The sequence below is a fragment of the Streptomyces atriruber genome (genome assembly GCF_001418325.1).
GTDB lineage: Bacteria > Actinomycetota > Actinomycetes > Streptomycetales > Streptomycetaceae > Streptomyces > Streptomyces atriruber.
Window position 1 is genome coordinate 75,012 of sequence record NZ_LIPN01000060.1, and the last position, 17,756, is coordinate 92,767.

At 70.1% G+C, this 17,756-nt stretch carries 14 protein-coding genes; 9 read left to right on the forward strand and 5 right to left on the reverse strand.

Features of this window, described 5'->3' with window-relative positions:
• Positions 1–44: 44 nt before the first annotated feature.
• Positions 45–974 carry an NADP-dependent oxidoreductase gene (locus AOK03_RS06940; protein ID WP_055564284.1) on the reverse strand — a complete coding sequence of 310 codons (930 nt, stop codon included), beginning with the start codon at positions 972–974 and terminating at the stop codon, positions 45–47.
• Between the two features lie 102 nt (positions 975–1,076).
• Between AOK03_RS06940 and AOK03_RS06945 the strand changes: the two genes are divergently transcribed.
• The 3 genes from AOK03_RS06945 (at position 1,077) to AOK03_RS06955 (ending at position 3,309) form a co-directional block, all read left to right on the forward strand.
• Complete coding sequence (locus AOK03_RS06945; protein WP_055564298.1) at positions 1,077–1,454, forward strand: winged helix-turn-helix transcriptional regulator; 378 nt, start codon at positions 1,077–1,079, stop codon at positions 1,452–1,454.
• A gap of 280 nt (positions 1,455–1,734) precedes the next feature.
• Positions 1,735–2,634 (forward strand): GNAT family N-acetyltransferase, encoded by a 900-nt coding sequence (locus AOK03_RS06950; protein ID WP_055564285.1) that lies wholly within the window; start codon positions 1,735–1,737, stop codon positions 2,632–2,634.
• A gap of 171 nt (positions 2,635–2,805) precedes the next feature.
• The gene (locus AOK03_RS06955; RefSeq protein WP_167355583.1) at positions 2,806–3,309 is read left to right on the forward strand and encodes a GNAT family N-acetyltransferase; all 504 of its coding nucleotides are present in this window, start codon (positions 2,806–2,808) and stop codon (positions 3,307–3,309) included.
• 47 nt (positions 3,310–3,356) lie between these two features.
• Here the strand turns inward: AOK03_RS06955 and AOK03_RS06960 are convergent, their stop codons facing one another.
• Positions 3,357–4,862, reverse strand: a complete 1,506-nt coding sequence (locus tag AOK03_RS06960; RefSeq protein ID WP_063792435.1) for an MFS transporter — start codon at positions 4,860–4,862, stop codon at positions 3,357–3,359.
• A gap of 125 nt (positions 4,863–4,987) precedes the next feature.
• Between AOK03_RS06960 and AOK03_RS06965 the strand changes: the two genes are divergently transcribed.
• Positions 4,988–5,725: a TetR/AcrR family transcriptional regulator gene (locus AOK03_RS06965; RefSeq protein WP_244177510.1), complete on the forward strand. Its 738-nt coding sequence runs from the start codon at positions 4,988–4,990 to the stop codon at positions 5,723–5,725.
• 162 nt (positions 5,726–5,887) lie between these two features.
• Positions 5,888–8,167 carry a tetratricopeptide repeat protein gene (locus AOK03_RS40245; protein WP_063792436.1) on the forward strand — a complete coding sequence of 760 codons (2,280 nt, stop codon included), beginning with the start codon at positions 5,888–5,890 and terminating at the stop codon, positions 8,165–8,167.
• Positions 8,168–8,204: 37 nt separating this feature from the next.
• Here AOK03_RS40245 and AOK03_RS06980 read toward each other — a convergent pair whose 3' ends face one another.
• Positions 8,205–8,759 carry a TetR/AcrR family transcriptional regulator gene (locus tag AOK03_RS06980; RefSeq protein ID WP_055564290.1) on the reverse strand — a complete coding sequence of 185 codons (555 nt, stop codon included), beginning with the start codon at positions 8,757–8,759 and terminating at the stop codon, positions 8,205–8,207.
• Between the two features lie 125 nt (positions 8,760–8,884).
• On the opposite strand from AOK03_RS06980, the gene AOK03_RS06985 reads away from it, so the two are divergent.
• Positions 8,885–10,066: a 4-hydroxybenzoate 3-monooxygenase gene (locus tag AOK03_RS06985; RefSeq protein WP_055564291.1), complete on the forward strand. Its 1,182-nt coding sequence runs from the start codon at positions 8,885–8,887 to the stop codon at positions 10,064–10,066.
• 205 nt (positions 10,067–10,271) lie between these two features.
• Positions 10,272–10,919, forward strand: a complete 648-nt coding sequence (locus AOK03_RS06990) for a hypothetical protein (protein ID WP_157868880.1) — start codon at positions 10,272–10,274, stop codon at positions 10,917–10,919.
• 102 nt (positions 10,920–11,021) lie between these two features.
• Here AOK03_RS06990 and AOK03_RS06995 read toward each other — a convergent pair whose 3' ends face one another.
• Together AOK03_RS06995 and AOK03_RS07000 are read right to left on the reverse strand one after the other, a co-directional pair.
• A complete protein-coding gene (locus tag AOK03_RS06995) occupies positions 11,022–12,383 on the reverse strand; it encodes an SLC13 family permease (protein ID WP_055564293.1) in 1,362 nt (453 codons plus the stop codon).
• Positions 12,384–12,661: 278 nt separating this feature from the next.
• A complete protein-coding gene (locus AOK03_RS07000) occupies positions 12,662–13,441 on the reverse strand; it encodes an IclR family transcriptional regulator (RefSeq protein WP_055564294.1) in 780 nt (259 codons plus the stop codon).
• A gap of 96 nt (positions 13,442–13,537) precedes the next feature.
• Between AOK03_RS07000 and AOK03_RS07005 the strand changes: the two genes are divergently transcribed.
• Both AOK03_RS07005 and AOK03_RS07010 read left to right on the forward strand, forming a co-directional pair.
• Complete coding sequence (locus AOK03_RS07005; protein WP_055564295.1) at positions 13,538–14,704, forward strand: pyridoxal-phosphate-dependent aminotransferase family protein; 1,167 nt, start codon at positions 13,538–13,540, stop codon at positions 14,702–14,704.
• A gap of 52 nt (positions 14,705–14,756) precedes the next feature.
• The coding region (locus AOK03_RS07010) for an FAD-binding and (Fe-S)-binding domain-containing protein (protein WP_079074532.1) at positions 14,757–17,756 on the forward strand (3,000 nt) is incomplete at its 3' end.

Below are 17,756 nucleotides of genomic sequence, written 5' to 3' on the forward strand. Positions count from 1 at the left end.
GCGCGCCTACGACGTGCCCCCCTGACAGGGGCCCTACGGCGGGATCAGAGGGTGAGGACGAGCTTGCCCTGGAGGTGCCCCCTGTCGATCAGCCGATGTGCGTCGGCGACGCGCTCGAACGGGAACGTCTCCTGCACGTGGACCCGGAGCCTGCCCTGTGCGACGAGTTCGACGAGACCTCGCAGGCCGACCGGATCGGGGTCGACCGCGATGCCGCTGAAGCGCATACCGGCCGCCTCGAACTCCGCGATGAGCCGCACGTCCTCCTCGGCGACCGCCGTCACCAAGTGACCACCCGGGCGCAGCACTTCGAGCGACCGCTCGACGGTGTCGCCGCCGATCGTGTCCAGCACGACGTCGATGTCGCGGACCGTGTCGGCGAAGTCGACCGCCGTGTAGTCGATCACCTCGTCGGCGCCGACCTCCTCGACGAACTCCCGCTTGCTCCCGTCGGCCGTCGTGATCACGTACGCGCCGAACGCCTTCGCGATCTGGATCGCCACGTGGCCGACCCCGCCACCACCGCCATGGACCAGGACGCGGTCCCCCTCGCTCACGCCGCCGAGGTCGACGAGTCCCTGCCAGGCCGTCAGCCCGACGAGAGGCAGCGCCGACGCCTCGACGTGCGAGAGCGAGGTCGGCTTGCGCGCCAGATGCAAGGCGGGCGCCGACACGACCTCGGCGTACGCGCCCGCCGCCCGCGGGAAGAGCGGCATCCCGAACACCTCGTCCCCGGGTCTGAACCGCCATGTCTGCGGCCCTTCCTCGACCACGCCGCTGATGTCCCAGCCGAGGACGAACGGCGGCGGGCCGAGCAGCGGGAACTCGCCCGCGCGCAGGCGGGCCTCCAGCGGATTCAGCCCGATCGCCTCGACGCGGACGAGAACCTCGGTCGGAAGCGGCTCGGGCTCGGGCGCAGCCACGATGGTGAGCACCTCGGGACCGCCGAACGTCTGCTGTGTGATGACGCGCACGACTCTCCTGACTCTCCGGGCTTTGGAAGGTGGGGGAGAGGACCCAGGCTAGGTTTCCGACAGGAACCAGCAGGTACCTGCAGCGCGGGTACGTTGGGCGCCATGAGCGGTTTCGGTCCCGGCGATCCCTTTCTCGCCGACTGCCCAGCGCGGCTGGCGGTCGAGCTGATCGCCGACAAGTGGACGGTCGTCGTGCTGTACGGCCTCAGCAGGGGCCCGGTGCGCCACGGCGAACTGATCGAGCTGATCGGCGGAATCTCCCGCAAGATGCTCACCCAGACGCTCCGACGCCTCCAGGCACACGGACTCATCCACCGCCACGCCCACGCCACGGTGCCACCCCGCGTCGAGTACGAACTCACGGCGCTCGGGGCAACCCTGATCGATCCGATCCACATGCTGACCGAGTGGGCGAGGGCGAACGGCGACGCGGTGCTCGATGCGCTCGACGCCAGGTCCGACCGCCACTTGAACCAGTAGCCGATCCCAGCGAGTCGATTTCGAGTCCCCGCGTCAAACCACACCTCACCGACAACCCGCCGGACATCCTCCAGAAGCCCTCCTTCAAGGGGGGGCGCGGAAATCCGTGGACGGGTCCACGGAAGATTACGTACTGTGTGGCTCCACGCCCTGAGACGAACGGAAGGAGGCGAGTGCCGTGCGGTTCACACCTTTCCAGCGCTCCCTCTTCCGCTGTCCCGGCGTGCTTCGTCAGTTCTGACCGGGAGCGCTCCAAGCAGCCTGTATCCCGGAGGAATTCATGACCGGTCCGGTCATCCGCGCGCTCTCCGCGAGCGACGCTCATCTCTTCGACGCACTCCCCGACCCCCTGGGCGCCCGTGAAGGCCATCGGCGCACGCAGTTCCGCCCCGACTGGAAGCGCGTCGCCCTGCGCGACGGCGAGGTCGTCGCACGCGGTGCGTGGTGGGGCGGCCCCGACGACTCGGCGCCCATCAACATCAACTGGTTCGACGTGGCCGAGGGCGAGGAGGAGGCCGGGGCCGAACTCCTGCGCTCCGCTCCCTGGCAGGTCGAACTGGAGATCAACCTGCCCAGCGACTGGCGGGAGAAGACCGACCTGCGCGCCGACGCCGAGGCACGCTTCACCGCCGCGCGAGCCGCAGGGTACGAACTCCTGGTGGAACGCTTCCTGTACCGCTGGACCCCGGAGCAAGGCCTGCCCGAGCGGCCCGGACGCCTGCGCTTTCGCGCCGAACCCGACGACGCCGTGTTCTTCGACGCGCTGCGCCGCATCCACTCCGTCACCCTGGACGCCCACGCGCTCAGGGCCATCGAGGAGGGTGGCCTCGACCAGGCCGCCCAGCAGGAACTCGACTTCTTCCACTGGTGCCCCTCCCCACGGGAGTGGTGGCAGATCGCGCACACGCCGGAGGGTGATCTGGCCGGCCTCCACATCCCGGCCCACAACTCCTCGGGCCCGACCGTCGCCTTCATCGGAGTCGTCCCGGAACAGCGCGGTCGCGGCTACGCCTACGACCTCCTCGCGGAGTGCACCCACTTCCTCGTCGAGCAGGGCGCGGAGCTCATCACCGGAGCGACCGACCGGGCCAACTTCCCCATGGCCGCGAATTTCGCCAAGGCAGGCTTCCCCGTCGTCCGTGAACGCATCAACTTCCACCCGGTGGGCCCAGCGGCCTAGCGAGGAGCAGCACGCGGTGAGCGGTCCGGTCCGAGGGCGGGCCCGGACCGCCTCGTCCTCGGGTTCCCGGTCCTCCGGGTGGCTGCGTCAGCTCTCAACCGAGCGTTCGTAATTCACGGGCAACCTTGGTGGCAGGTCTCGTACGGTGCCGTGATGTGGACTGTACGAGCTATGACGGAAGCCGATGTTCCCGCTGTCTCGGCGATACGGGTGACCGGCTGGAAGTCCGCGTACGCCGGAATCGTGCCCCGGTCCTTCCTCGATGACATGACGGTCGAGGCGGATATCGAGCAGCGTCGGCAGTACTTCAAGCGGGCGGGGGAGGGCGTGACCAATCTGGTAGCGGTCGATCCCCATGGGCGGGTCGTGGGCTGGGCGTGCCTCGGACCCCTTCGCCGTGGTGGTTCAAGTGCGGCTACAGGTGAGCTTTACGCCCTGTACGTCCAGCCCTCGCTCACCGGGTCGGGAATCGGTCGCATTCTCCTCGACGCCCTGCACGCGCGTGCTCACGCGGATGGCTTTGACCGGGTGCTGTTGTGGGTCCTTGCTGACAACTCCGGGGCACGGCGGTTCTACGAACGAGCCGGATATGTCGCCGACGGTGCGGTCCAGGCTGACGACTACGACGGAGTGTCCGTACCCGAAGTGCGGTACCAACGGCAGCTGTTGAAGTGAGGACCCGACGGGGACGAGGTCGGTGCAATCGCGGGGAAGGTCCTCGGTCAGGCGCTGGTCGGCAGCGCCTCGGTGGGCTCGGGGTCCTGTCGGTCGTCCGCGACGCGGCGGGTGCGGCGCATCGCCCAGCCGACCAGGGCCGCGGACACGACGGTGAGGACTGTCCCGGAGACGGTGACCGCCTCCCGGAACTGCCCGGTCTGCTGCGCGCTCCAGTGCCCCGCGGCGACGTTCCCGGCGAACACGGCGGCGAGCACGGTGCCGACCACGGCGACCCCGACCGCGGCGGTGACCTCGGTGGCGGTGTCGACCAGTGCCGCGCCGGTGGAGGTGCGGTTGCGGGGCAGGCCGTTGAGTACGTTGACCGCGGCGGCGGCGCCGACGACCCGCATCCCGGCGGCCACGAACACCAGCGCGACCGCCACCCAGGGGTACCCGAGGTTGCCGAACAGGGTGTAGACCGCGAGCCCGGCCACGACCGAGCCGGCACTGATCCATGCGGCACGGTCGATGCCGACCCACTCGACGAACCGGTGGACGAACGGACCCCCCGCGATCAGCACGACGACCTGGGGCAGCATGCCGACGGACGCGAGCGTGGGCGACCAGCCCCAGTCCAACTGCAGTTGCAGCGTCACCAGGTAGGCGAGCCCGGCGTTGGCTAGGCCGGCCGCCGCCTTGTAGGCCAGCCCGCCGGAGACCTGGGGCCGGGCGACGAGCACGAGGTCGAGCAGCGGGTGCCGAGTCGATCGCTCGCGTACGACGAACAGGGCCGCGGCCACGACGACCCCGGCGACGGCGGCCCACGGCGCCCACGACCCGGCGCCCAGGTCCTCGAACAGGGTGGGTGCGACGAGGGCGAGCACGATGGTCGCGGTGCCCAGCACGCCGCCGGTCAGATCCGCGGGGGCCCGGTGCAGGTCGGCGGGGTCATCGGCCGGGACGCCGATCCGTATACCGGCGATCGCCAGCGCCACGATCGGCACGTTGACCAGCAGCAGGACCTGCCAGGGGGCGAAGGAGAGCACGAAGCCGCCCACGGTCGGGCCGATCGCGAGACCGGCCATGCCCACGGTGGAGATCAGCGTGATCGCCCGGACCCGCAGGCCCTCCTCATCGAACAGCCGGAAGGCCATGGCCATGGTCCCCGGCGTGGTCATCGCGGCCGCGAAACCCATCACCGCGCGGACGGCGATCAGCTCGTCCGTCTCGGTCACGGCCATCGACGCCAGGCTCGCGGCGCCGAGCAGGGTCAGCCCGGCGAGCATCACCCGGCGGCGACCGAGCCGGTCGGCGACCACGCCGAACACCAGCATCAGCGCGCCGAACACGACCGAGTAGCTGTTCGTGACCCACTGCAGGGCGACCGTCGGGGCCGCCAGTTCGCGGCCGATGGTCGGCAGGGCGACGTTGAGGACGGTGGTGCTCATCATCTCGAACAGGAAGATCGCCGAAAGGCCGGCCAGGGCCACCCACGCCTCGCGCAGGGAACGGAACGATCCGGATGGCCCGGCCGCTGCCGGGCGCTCCTGGGTGACATGTGGGGGCGACATGGGCTTCCTCCCGAAGGATGACACGAACGCTGTTCGTTGAACGAACATTGTTCTACCTAGGAACGGTGTTCGGGTCAAGCTATGCTGTCGACATGGGCAACAGGCGGGCTTCGGATCGAGCCGAGATGCGTGACGAATGGGCGGCGAAGGTTGCGGCTCTAGGGGGCGGGCCGGGCAGGGGCGAGCGGTCCGGCAAGGCCCCCATCACGGTCGCGCGGATCATGGACGCGGCGTTCGGGCTCGTCGAGACCGAGGGCTTCGACGCCCTGACGATGCGCCGGGTCGCCGCCGCGCTGCAGACCGGTCCGGCGTCGTTGTACGCGCACGTACGCAACAAGGCCGAGCTGGACGAGCTGCTGATCAGCGACCTGTGCGCCAGGGTGCCGGTGCCGGAGCCGGACCCCGCGCAGTGGACGGAGCAGATGCTGACGATCTGCCGGGCGCTGCGCGACGAGTACCTCCGCTACCCCGGCATCTCGCGCGCCGCACTGGCCGCGGCCCCGAACAGCCTGGACGCACTGCGGCTGAGCGAAGGCATGCTGACGATCCTGCTGGCCGCCGGAGTGCCGCCGCAGTCCGCCGCGTGGGCGATCGATGCCGCGTTCCTGTACGTCTCGGCCTACTGCTTCGAGGTGTCGTTGCGGCACGACCCCGGCAGCGGAGTCGACCAGCGTGTCCTGGACCGGGACGCTCTGGTGGAGCGGTATCGCATGCTGCCCGCCGATACGTTCCCGAGTACGGTCGCCCACATCCGCGAGCTGACCTCCGGCGAGGGGCACGAGCGATTCGAGTTCACGCTCACGGCGCTGCTCGGCGGCCTCGCCCCGGGCTCATCGCGCCCGCGGTCGGCGACCGGGGAGTAGCCACCCGCTCCGCACCGGCTGCGGGCGGTCTGTCCCACCCGCCGGCCGTCTCTGCGCAACCGCGGGTCGGGCCGCCTTCACACACCGCTGGTCATCCATCACAATGTGCGATCCCGGATCCGGATGGAGCGGGTGAATGCCCGGAGCGCGAAGCGGGGCGGCATGTCGAGACTCCTGCGCGGCTCACGCACGGCGACGGTCATGGCCGCGGCCGGGGGTGCCGCGCTCTGCGCCGCCGTTCCCGCGGCGCTCTCCGGAGCGGCGGCCACCTCGTGGTGGTTCATCGCGCCTGCCACGGTGCTCGCCGCGGTCGCGGGCACACTCGCCCCCGTACTCTTGGCTGCCTTGCAGCGCGGATGGGAGCGAGCGGAGGCACGTGACCTCGTGCTGATGCAGGACTGCGTGGTCTCACCGGCCGGGCAGCTGCCCTTCGTCCGTGAAGCGACGGACCCGATCCTGTTGGGAGTACATCCCGCCCGGGACGCCGACGAGGCGGGTCTGTGGGGCGCGTCAGAAGTGGAAGGACCCCCACGGAACCGGGACGGCCCTCGGGTTCCTCCGTACGTTCCGCGGGACGTTCACCATCGGGTCGTCGAACTCGTCGCGGCCGGCGGCTTCGTGCTTCTCATCGGCGAGTCCACCGCGGGCAAGTCCCGCCTGGCCTACGAGGTGATGCGGGCAACCCTGCCCGATCACGTGCTGGTCGCCCCCTTGAGCCGAACGGCACTGGCTGCGGCGGTCGACCGGGCCTCCCGGCTCGCCCGGTGTGTGCTCTGGCTCGACGACGTGGAGCGTTTCCTCGGCCCGGAAGGGCTTTCGCGGTCGGGCATCGGCCGTCTGACCTCGGGCGGTGGCCACCATCGCGTCATCCTCGGCACGCTTCGCTCCTCGGAGATGACGCGCTACATGTCCCACCCGCACACGCGTCCGGCGGACGACACGGCGCCCTCCGAAGCGCGCGAAGCCCTCGAACAAGCCACGCAGATCCGGTTGGCACGCCTCTTCACCACGGATGAATGCGAGCGGGCGCACACCAGGGTCTGGGACTCCCGGATCGCCGACGCACTCGCCCGCGCGGGCGAATACGGAATCGCCGAGTACCTCGCGGCCGGACCGGAGCTGCTCGGTGACTGGCACGACGCATGGGACGTGGGCAACCACCCACGGGCCGCGGCACTGATCTCCGCCGCGGTCGACTGCCGGCGCGCAGGTCTGACCCGACCACTGTCCCGGCGGCTCCTGACCGCCTTGCACGACGCCTATCTGGAGGAGCGGGGAGGCGCTCGGCTGCGCCCGGAACCGCACGAGGACGCCTGGGAATGGGCCACGCATCAGCGCCGTGCCACCACGGCACTGCTCACCCCCGTAGAGGGCCCGGAACCGGCGGGGTCCGTGAACGTCTTCGACTATCTGGTGGACGTCAGCCAGCTCCAGACCGCTCCGGCGAAGCGAGTCCCGGATCGGGTCTTCACCGCGGCCCTGGCGCACGCCGATGGGAACGAAGCCGCACGCCTTGCGTCGACAGCCCACGACTATGGGCTGTACGCCATCGCGGCAAGGGCATACGACCGTGCGGTCCAGGAATACAGATCGCGCCTCGGCGCCACGCATCCCAAGGCGTTGATCAGCCAGAGCAATCTGGCCATGCTGCTGCGTAAACTGGGCCGCTTGGAAGAGGCCGAGCACTGCGCCCGGACGGCGTTCCAAGGCATGCGGGAGGTCCTCGGCTCCGATCACTCGGAGACGCTGACGGCGGCCAATCACCACGCCACGTGCCTGTTCGAGCTGGGCTACCTGGAACAGGCCGAAGCGGCCCATCGATCCGTCCTGGACGCTCGGCTGCGCGTGATGGGGGCCGAGCACCCGAACACGCTGGCCAGTCGTGCGGATCTGGCCCTGGTGCTGTGCCAACTGGGCAGTCTCGACGAAGCCGAGGCGCAGCATCGCATCGCGCTCGACACCCGTACGCGGCTCATGGGGCCGGAGCACCCGGACACCCTGAGCAGCCGCGGCAGCTTTGCCGGACTGCTGCGCAGGTTGGGACGGCTGGCGGAAGCGGAACGCGAGCACGCCGCGGTCCTGGAGGCCCGCCGACGCACCCTCGGGGACGAACACCCCAAGACCCTCACCAGCCGAGCCAACCGTGCATCCCTCCTGCGCCGGCTGGGGCGCTGGGAGGAAGCGGAACGCGAGCACACCGTCGTGCTGGAAACCCGCCGACGCATCCTCGGGGACGAACACCCCAAGACCCTGACCAGCCGCAACAACGTGGCGCTCGTCCTGCGTGATCGGGGCCTGTTCGAGCAGGCAGCACGAGAACAACGAGCCGTCTTGCGGATGCGGATCCGGGCCCTGGGGCCCGAGCACCCCAAGACCCGGATCAGCCGCAGGCATCTGGCCGCGACGTTGGAGTGCCTGGAGCGTGGCGGTGGACCCGGGTGACGTACCGGGATCGAGCCCGAGTCCGCGGTGTCCGGTGTCAGCGCGGTACGCCGAGGCCGTCCAGGACGATGCCCATCGCCCGGTCGAGCGCCTCGCCTTCGCCGAGGTCGGTGGCGTATGCGAGGGCTCGCAGGAGGAGGGAGACGTCGGCGCCGGTGACCTCGGGGCGGGCGGCGCCGACGGCCTGGGCGCGGTGGAGTGCGCCGTTCAGGGCCGAACGGAACGCGTCGGCCGCCTCGGTGACCGGTCGGGACAGGCCCGCTCCGTCGTCGCCGTGCGGAGGCAGCAGGTCCAGCAAGGTCATCTTCACCGGACCGGCCGCCGCGAGGGTCCTCATCAGGGAGGCGAAGGCCTTGCCGGGGTCCGGGTCGTCGGCCAGGCGCAGCGCTTCGGCGGTCAGTTTCTCCAGGTAGCGGCAGGCGGTGGCCTCGATCAGGTCCTGCTTGGTGGCGAAGTTCCGGAAGACGGTGGCGATGCTGACCCCGGCCCGTCGCGCCACCTCCTCGGTGGAGGCGGCGGCCCCCTTCTCGGCGAACACGTGCTCGGCTGCCAGCAGGACCTTCTCCCTGTTGGCGGCTCCATCGCGGCGCATGGCTGACCTCGTCCCTCTTACAAGCGTAGTGTGCACTACGTATTATTCGTAGTGAAGACTTCGTTTAAGGGTAGGGCGTCACGACGCGGCGCGAGCCCTTACGGGAAAACCAAGGAGCACCCTCCATGTCCGTTACGTATGAGAACACCACTGTCGTCATCGTGGGCTCGGGTGTCGCCGGGCTAGCTCTCGGCAACTTCCTTCTGCGCAGCGGGATCGACTGTGTCGTCCTGGAGCGACGCAGCCGCGAGTACGTCGAGCGGCGCCAGCGCGCAGGGGTCATCGACACCCGCGCGGCGCGCATGTTCCGCGAGTGGGGCCTCGCGGACAGGGTCCTCGGTGGCGCCCCTTTAGAGCCGGTGCTGAACTTCCGCATCGACGGCCGGACACGGCCCTTCCGGTACGTGACCGACGATCACGGCGACGGACGCTTCTGCCCCCAGCAGGTGCTCGTGCGCAACCTCATCGACGTGTTCGTGCGTGATGGCGGGGACCTCCGCTTCGAAGCGGAGGATGTGGAGTTGCAGGACATCAGTGGTCCCCGGCCGCGGGTGCGGTACCGGGACCGGGCGGGGGTGACGCGGACCGTCGCATGCGACTTCATCGCGGGCTGCGACGGAGACCACGGGGTCAGTCGGGCGAGCATCCCCGAGGGTGCGCTCACCCGCCACTCCCACGAGTACGGGTACGCCTGGCTGACCGTGCTGGCCGAGGCACCCGCCAACCACCAGTCCATGATGGCGATCCACCCCCGTGGCTTCGCCGGGCAGTTCGCCCGCGGACCCCGGGCCAGCCGGTTCTATCTTCAGTGCCCACTGGACAGCTCCGTCGAGGAGTGGCCGGACGACCGGATCTGGGAGGAGACCGAGGCGCGCTTCGGCGAACCGGTCGGGGTCAAGGGCCGCATCTCGAGCAAGACGCTGGTGCCACTGCGCAGTGTGGTCCACGCCCCGATGAGCCACGGGCGTCTGTACCTGCTCGGGGACGCCGCGCACATCGTGCCGCCCATGAGCGCGAAGGGGATGAACCTTGCCCTGCACGACGCCGACGTGTTCGCCGCCGCCGTCGTGAAGCAGATCAAGGAGCAGGACGCGGGCCTGCTGGAGGCGTACTCCTCGACCTGCCTGAAGCATGTATGGAACTACCAGGCCTTCGCCGCATGGTTCACCGATCTCATGCACGACGCGGGAGATGCCTCGTACCACGGTGAATTCCGGCGCCGCCGCGCGCGTGCCGAGTTCGAGCGCCTCTACGACTCGGAGACCGCCAACCGGCTCTTCGGTGAATTCCTCACCGGCCTGAACTGAGCCCGGCCGGAGGCGGTGCCGTGCACGCGATGCCGCCGATCTCTGCGCGCATTGCTGTTCTTCATCGGGAGCCGAACTGGCACTCTTGCGGCCGGTGTTCGGTTCACGCACACCACCACTGCCTGCCCGCCCCATGGATGACCTGGGGGACGACGACAGCACGGTTTCCACGGGGCAGGGCACCGGGGATCATGGAGGGGAACACATGAAACGTCGCAGAATCGCCCGCAGCATAGGCGTCATGGCCGCCGCGGTCGGCTTGGCCTTCACGAGCAGCGGCCAGGCCGGCGCCATCGCACAGACCGCGATCACCTACGACGGCCCGTCCTGGTGCATCTACGGCCAAGCCGCCGTCGACGCGGCCGCATTCTCCGGAGCGGTGACCTTCGCAACCCACCCCGGGTGCGGCGGGTACAAGACGATGCCTGCTCACACGCTGTCCGTCGAACGGGTGCTGCTGGCCTACGACATGCCCAACAACAGGTGGTACGAGTGCAACCGCACCACCCCCGTCCAGAACACCACCGCCTCCTACTACGTCAACTCGAACAGCAGCGGCCATGCCACCTGTGGCCTGGGTCAGTGGTACGCCTCGTTCACGGCCGCCTACGCCTGGGACGGCACCGCCTGGCGCGGCGCCTGGGTCGGCTCCAACAACCAATGGGTGCCGGTGTCCCTCGCCGCGAAGAGCGCTGCGGGCAGCGCCGCCAAGACGAGTGCGCCGCCCTCGGCGCCGAAGACCAGTGCAGCGGACGCCGTCAAGCGCGGCGAGGTCCGCCGTGGCAGCTCCACCGGCCCCAGGATCGCCACCGACGAACTGCTGAGGGCGCCCACGGCCCCCGGCGGCAACTGACCCGGTGAGTGAACAGGAGTTCCCGCTCGCCCTGAGCGGGAACTCCTGGGATGTCCTGTTCCATGCCTGCCGCAGGCGGTTGTCGTGCCTGCCGGCGTGGGTTCAGAGCGAGCTCGGCACCACGAACAACCCCCAGGTGACCAGGGGTCCGACCAGGCTGATGCCGAGTCCCCAGATCATGAGGCGGCGAAAGACGAAGTCGCGTTGGTCCGCCGGGGTGTTGGCGGTGACGAGTGCTCCGCTGGTGGAGAACGGTGAGGCGTCCACGACGGACGAGGAGATGGCCAGTGCCGTGATGAGTCCGACGGCTCCCACCTCGCCCGCGAGCAGGAAGGGTACGGCGAGTGGGATCAGCGCGCCGAGCATTCCGGTCGTCGAGGCGAAGGCGGAGACCAGGGCGCCGATGAGGCAGATCAGGAGGGCGCCGACGAGCGGGGCCTGGATGGACGCGACCTGCTTGCCGAGATAGTCGATGGTGCCCATGCGCTCCATCTGGCTCACGTACGTGACGATGCCGCAGACAAGGAGGACCGTGGACCACGCGCACCGGTCCACGGCACCGGTGACGGACTTCGGCGAGACCAGGGACAGGACGACGGTGATGGTGAGCGCCATTAGACCGACGTCGAGGTCGAAGAAGAGCGCTCCGGCGACCAGGCTGAGCAGGCCGAGCAGGGTGAGCGTGCGCGGGCCGTCGAGCCTGAGGGGCTCTTCCTGCGTCGTGGGTACGGCGGTCGTGGTCGTGGTCGTGGTCTCGGTGGCGAGGGTGTGACGCGGTGTCGCGCCCGCCTCGGCCAGTTGGGCACCGGGGCCGGGCGGCGCCATGGTGCCGGGGTCCTTGTGTGTCTCCGCACGTTGCCCGAGCAATTGTCGACCGTCGAAGGCGAAGAACACGATGACGCACAGCGCCACGTTGAACAGGAATGACGCGGTGAACAGGAGGGTCGGGTTGCCCGGCAGGTCGTTCCGCTCGACCACGTTGTTCGTGATGCTGCCGAACACGCCGATCGGCGAGAAGCCGCCCGCGCTGGCCCCATTGGCGATGAGCAGGCCCATGAGCACGGGGTTGATGCCGTACGCGGCGGCGAAGCCGAGGCCGATGGGGGCCACGATGCCGACCGCGGCCGGGGTGACCGCACCGACCGCGGTGAGGACGGCGGTGACGAGGAACATCACCCAGGGGATGAGGGCGATCCTGCCCCGCACGGCCTTCACGGCTGCGTCGACGAGCCAGTCGACCGTGCCGTTGTTCTTCGCTATGGCGAAGAGGAGCGTGACGCCCACCAGGACGACGAACAGGTCGCCGGGGAAGCCCGCGAAGAGGTCGTCCGTCGACTCGTCCGCCACGGTGGCTCCGACGATGAATGCGGCCACCAGGGCGAGGACGCCCAGGTGGACGGCGGAGAAGGTGGCGATGGCGAAGACGAGGACCAGGGCGATGATGGAGATGACTTGATCTGACACGAGGGCTCCCTTGCCGTCGGCCGATGGTCATTCGCGGAGCGCCGTGGCACGTGACGAAGGGTGCGCGTGGCGCAGGGGAGTGCGCGGCGGCTGATGGCGCGCACGGACGTCCGCCCACGGGTCGAAGGGGCCCAGGGGGATGCACAGCTACGCATGGGGATGCCTCATTCCGTATGTCGGAATGGGGCTTTCGCAATGGGGAGTATTGGAGTGGGCTTCCCGGGGCGTCAAGAGGGCCGTCCGAACCGCCCGAACGCGTCGCGCGGTGCCGGAGGCCGCTAGGGCCCCGCCTCGGAACTGCCCGCTCCGCCCGACCGCGGGTGCCCCAGAGCCGCGCTGACCTGCCGTGCCGTCTCGCTCACCAGGGCGCCGTACGCGACGCTCGCCTCCCGTGTCATCCGGCTCGTCGGCATGTTGACGCTGATGCTGGCGACCGGCGTGCCCGACTCGTCCCGCACGGCGGCCGCGACCGCGGACACGTCGTCCCGCCACTCGCCGCCGTTGGTGGCGTACCCCCGCTCCCTGATCCGCGCGAGCTCGGCGAGCAGCCGTTCCTTGTCGGTGATGGTCGAACCCGTGAACCCCTCGAGGCCGGAGTCCAGGTGACGGGCTATCACTTCACGGGGGCTGGCCGCGAGGACCGCCTTGCCGTTCGCGGAGGCGTGGACGGGCAGTTGGGTGCCGAGGGCCAGGATGATCCGCACCGGCTTGGAGGTCTCCAGGCGCTCGATGAGCACCACCTTGTCGTCGTCCGGCACGGTCAGGTGAACCGTCTCGTCGATGCGCCGCCGCAACTCCTCCATGAGGGGCAGGGCGACGTCCCGCAGGCTCAACTCCCCGGTGGCGCGGCGCCCGACCTGCAGCGCTTTGGTCGTCACGACCCAGCGGGTGACCTCGCCGGCGGCCGGGCGGATCCAGCCCGCCTCGTGCAGGGTGCGCAGGGCGCGCTGCGCCGAACTCTTGGGCAGTGCAAGGCGTCTGGCCACGTCGGCGACGCCGATCGGCTGCCGTGCGGCGACCTCTTCCAGTACGCGAAGTGCGTTGAGAACGCTCTGCATCCGTTGACTCCCCACCAGGGCGGCCCTACGCTCCCCGTGCCACCTTACGACACACCGTGCCACAATACGGCACGCACATCAAGGGAGTTGGCCACTGTGACCTCTCGACCCGGGCGGCACTTCCTGCAGATCCCAGGTCCCACCAACGTCCCCGACCAGGTGCTCCGCGCCATGTCGGCGCCGACCATCGACCATCGCGGCCCCGAATTCGCCGCGCTCACCACGGAGTTGCTCGACTCGCTGCGGCCGGTCTTCGGCACCTCGGGCCCGGTCGTCGTCTTCCCCGGCTCAGGCACCGGCGCCTGGGAGGCGGCCCTGGTCAACACGCTCAGCACCGGGGACCGCGTGCTGCACGTGGAGACCGGCCACTTCGCCACGCTCTGGCAGCAGATGGCCGCCGCTCTCGGCCTCTACGTCGATTTCCTGCCCGGCGACTGGCGCCACGGCGCGTCCCCGGAAGCCGTCGCCGAACGCCTGGCGGCCGACACCGCTCGTACGATCAAGGCCGTCTGCGTGGTGCACAACGAGACGTCGACCGGTGTGACCAGCAGAGTGCCCGAGATCCGGCAGGCCATGGACGCGACCGGCCACCCGGCGCTGTTGCTCGTCGACACGATCTCCTCGCTGGGCTCGATCGACTACCGGCACGACGAGTGGGGCGTGGACGTCACGGTCGCCGGGTCCCAGAAGGGCCTGATGCTCCCGCCGGGGCTCGGCTTCAACGCGGTGAGCGAGAAGGCCCTCGCCGCCTCCCGCACGGCACGGCTGCGCAAGTCCTACTGGGACTGGCAGCCGATCATCGAAGCGAACCGGCGCGGCTTCTTCCCGTACACCCCCGCCACCAACCTCCTCTACGGCCTCGCCGAAGCGCTGCGGATGCTCCGGGCGGAAGGACTCCCCGCGGTCTTCGCCCGGCACGACCGGCATGCGACCGCCACCCGGGCCGCCGTGCACGGCTGGGGACTTGAGGTCCTCTGTGCCGACGACCGCGAGTACTCGTCCTCGCTGACCGCCGTGCTCGTGCCCGAGGGACAGGATGCCGACAAGGTGCGCGAGATCATCCTCGAACGGTTCGACATGTCCCTGGGCGCGGGCCTCGGCAGACTCGCCGGACGGGTCTTCCGCATCGGCCACCTCGGCCATCTGAACGACCTGACGCTCGCGGGCACGCTCGCCGGGGTGCAGATGGGGCTGCAACTGGCGGGCGTACGCATCGACCCCGGCGGTCTGACCGCCGCCCTGGACGTCCTGCGCGCCGAGTGACGGCGGCCGCGCGCCCGCCGAGCTCCCCATCCAGCCGAGGAGGCCCCCGAACATGACCGTCACCGAGGGCGACAGCCCCACGCACGGCAGCCCCACGCACGAGAGCCGCGAGCACGACAGCGCCGAGTCCGACGATCGGGCCCGTGGGCTCCGGCGGGACCTGGTCCGGGATCTCGACGGAGAGGTCCAATTCGACGCCTACACACGGCATTTGTTCGCCAGGGACGCGAGCATGTACGCCATCACACCGATGGGCGTGGCCTTCCCCCGGCACGCCGACGACGTCGCCGCGGCGGTCGCCGCCGCGGCGGCACACGGGGTGCCCGTCGTGCCGCGCGGAGCCGGGACCAGCCTGGCGGGCCAGACCGTCGGCCCCGGCCTCGTCCTCGATCTCTCCCGGCACATGAACCGCATCGTGGAGCTCGACCCGGCCAGCGGAACGGCCCTGGTCGAGACGGGCGTCGTACAGGACCAGCTCAATCGCGCCGCGGGCCCGTGGGGGCTGATGTTCGGCCCGGACACCTCGACCAGTAATCGCGCCACCATCGGCGGGATGATCGGCAACAACTCGGCAGGCAGCGGGTCGGTGCGTTACGGCATGACCATCGACCACGTACGCGAACTGGACGTCGTACTCGCGGACGCCAGCAGGGTGCCCCTCGGCCGGGTCGAGGAGGCCGAACGCGTCCACCGCGCCGAACAGCCGACCCTGGAGGGCGCCCTCTACCGGGAGCTGCCCGAGATCGTGCGGGCGAACGCCACGGCCATCGCCGAGGGATTCCCGGAGCACTGGCGCCGCGCCTGCGGCTACCGCCTCGACCGGCTGGCCCGCGAGGACACCCCCTTCGACCTCGCCAAGTTCGTCGTCGGCTCCGAGGGGACGCTCGCCGTCGCGACGAGCGCCCTCGTCGACCTGGTGCCCAAGCCCCGCCGCACGGTGATCGCCGTCGGCCACTTCACCTCGGTGGCGGGAGCCATCGCCGGTACGCAGGACGCGCTGGCCTGCGATCCGGCCGCCGTGGAGCTCATGGACCGAACGATCCTCGACCTGTCCCGGCGCAAGATCGAGTACGCGGCGCTCGGCGACATCCTGGAAGGGCGACCCGAAGCCCTCCTCTTCGTGTCCTTCACCGGCGACGAGGAGCGCGAACTCCTGGACCGGATGGGCCGCCTCACGAAGCTCTGGTCCCGGAACGGACACGGCTACCACACCCTCCAGGCGATCACCCCGGCCCAGCAGTCGTCCCTGCTGAAGGTCCGCAAGGCAGGGCTCGGGCTGCTCATGGCGGCCAGCGAGGGCACCCGGCGCCCGCTCGCCTTCGTCGAGGACACCGCGGTCGACCCGGCGCATCTCGCCGACTACACCCGCAGGTTCAAGGACGTCCTCGACCGGCACGACATGACGGCCGGGTTCTACGGCCACTGCTCGGTCGGCTGTCTGCACATCCGGCCCTACCTCGACCTCACCGACCCGGCCGACATCGGCCGGATGCGGTCCGTCGCGGAGGAGATCAAGGATCTGGTCGCCGAGTACGGAGGGGTGAACTCCAGCGAGCACGGTGACGGACTCGCCCGCAGCGAGTTCAACCGGGAGATCTTCGGGGAGCAGTTGTACGAGGCGATGCGCCAGGTCAAGCGGCTCTTCGACCCCGCAGGCATCCTCAACCCGGGCAAGATCGTGGACGCGGCGCCGATGACGGAGAACCTGCGGGACGCGGCCCTGCCGCCCGCCGAGCCCTTGCGCACCCGGCTGTCCTTCGAGGTCGTAGGAGTCGGTGGTGGCGATGGTGCTGGTGGCGGCATGCGCGCGGCGGCCGACCGGTGCATGAACATCGGCCTGTGCCGCAAGTCGGGCAGTGGCGCGATGTGCCCCTCGTACATGGCCACCCGCAAGGAGGAGGACTCCACCCGCGGACGGGCGGGAGCCCTGGTCAAGGCGCTCTCCGAGCCCGACCCGAAGGCCGCGCTCGGGGACGAGCGGCTGCACGAGATCCTCGACCTCTGTCTGATGTGCAAGGCGTGCAAGAGCGAGTGCCCGCTCGGCGTCGACATGGCCACCCTCAAGAGCGAGACCCTCTCGCACTACCACGACATCCACGGAGTGCCGCTGCGCACCCGCCTGTTCGGAGCGATCCGACTCCTCAACCGCCTGGGATCGGCGACGGCACCGCTGTCCAACCTCCCGGGCCGCATCGCACCGGTACGTCGGCTCATGGACCGACTGGTCGGCATCGCTCCCCAGCGACCGCTGCCGGTGTTCGTACGCCGCAACCTGCTGCGCTGGCACAAGCGTCGGCGCCGGACGTCCCCGCCGCACCCGGTCACCCAGGGCACGGTCACCTACCTCGCCGACTCCTTCACCACGTTCACCGAGCCCGGCATCGGCCGTGCGGCCATCCAGCTCCTGGAACGGGCGGGCTGGCGGGTGCGCGTGGAGAGCGGCGGCTGCTGCGGCAGGTCCAGCCTCTCCAAGGGCTTGGTCGACGACGCGAAGAACAAGGCACGCCAACTCGCCCACACCTTGCGGCAGTCGACGGAGGCCGGCTCGCCGATCGTGGGCTGCGAGCCCTCATGCCTGATGACACTGCGGGACGAACACCGGTCACTGCTGCCGGACGACACCGCCGTCAAGGACGTCGCCGGAAGGGTGCGCCAGGTCGAGGAACTCCTCGTGGAGGCCATCGACGAGGGGCGACTTCGACTGCGCGACGACTCGTGGCTGGCCGGGCGCAAACTGCTCTACCACGGTCACTGCCACCAGAAGGCAGAGGTGGGCACGGCGGCAACCATCGCGCTGCTGAACCGCATCCCGGGCGTCACGGTGTCCGAACTGGACGCCGGATGCTGCGGGATGGCGGGTTCCTTCGGCTTCGAGTCGGAGCACTACGAGGTGTCGATGACGGTCGGCGAGGACCGCCTGTTCCCCGCGATCGCGGCGGAGACGGCCGACACGGTCGTGGTCGCCACGGGCGTCTCCTGCCGCCAGCAGATCTTCCACGGGACCGAGCGGAACGCCTGGCATCCGGTGGAGTTGGTGGGGGAGGCGGTGGAG

What these genes read in the sequence shown, in the direction of transcription:
- AOK03_RS06985 (WP_055564291.1), top strand. Translation starts at nt 8,885, where the DNA reads ATGTCCGTTACGTATGAGAACACCACTGTCGTCATCGTGGGCTCGGGT.
- AOK03_RS06950 (WP_055564285.1), top strand. Translation starts at nt 1,735, where the DNA reads ATGACCGGTCCGGTCATCCGCGCGCTCTCCGCGAGCGACGCTCATCTC.
- AOK03_RS06965 (WP_244177510.1), top strand. Translation starts at nt 4,988, where the DNA reads ATGCGTGACGAATGGGCGGCGAAGGTTGCGGCTCTAGGGGGCGGGCCG.
- AOK03_RS06960 (WP_063792435.1), bottom strand. Translation starts at nt 4,862, where the DNA reads ATGTCGCCCCCACATGTCACCCAGGAGCGCCCGGCAGCGGCCGGGCCA.
- AOK03_RS06945 (WP_055564298.1), top strand. Translation starts at nt 1,077, where the DNA reads ATGAGCGGTTTCGGTCCCGGCGATCCCTTTCTCGCCGACTGCCCAGCG.
- AOK03_RS06990 (WP_157868880.1), top strand. Translation starts at nt 10,272, where the DNA reads ATGAAACGTCGCAGAATCGCCCGCAGCATAGGCGTCATGGCCGCCGCG.
- AOK03_RS06955 (WP_167355583.1), top strand. Translation starts at nt 2,806, where the DNA reads ATGACGGAAGCCGATGTTCCCGCTGTCTCGGCGATACGGGTGACCGGC.
- AOK03_RS06980 (WP_055564290.1), bottom strand. Translation starts at nt 8,759, where the DNA reads ATGCGCCGCGATGGAGCCGCCAACAGGGAGAAGGTCCTGCTGGCAGCC.
- AOK03_RS07000 (WP_055564294.1), bottom strand. Translation starts at nt 13,441, where the DNA reads ATGCAGAGCGTTCTCAACGCACTTCGCGTACTGGAAGAGGTCGCCGCA.
- AOK03_RS40245 (WP_063792436.1), top strand. Translation starts at nt 5,888, where the DNA reads ATGTCGAGACTCCTGCGCGGCTCACGCACGGCGACGGTCATGGCCGCG.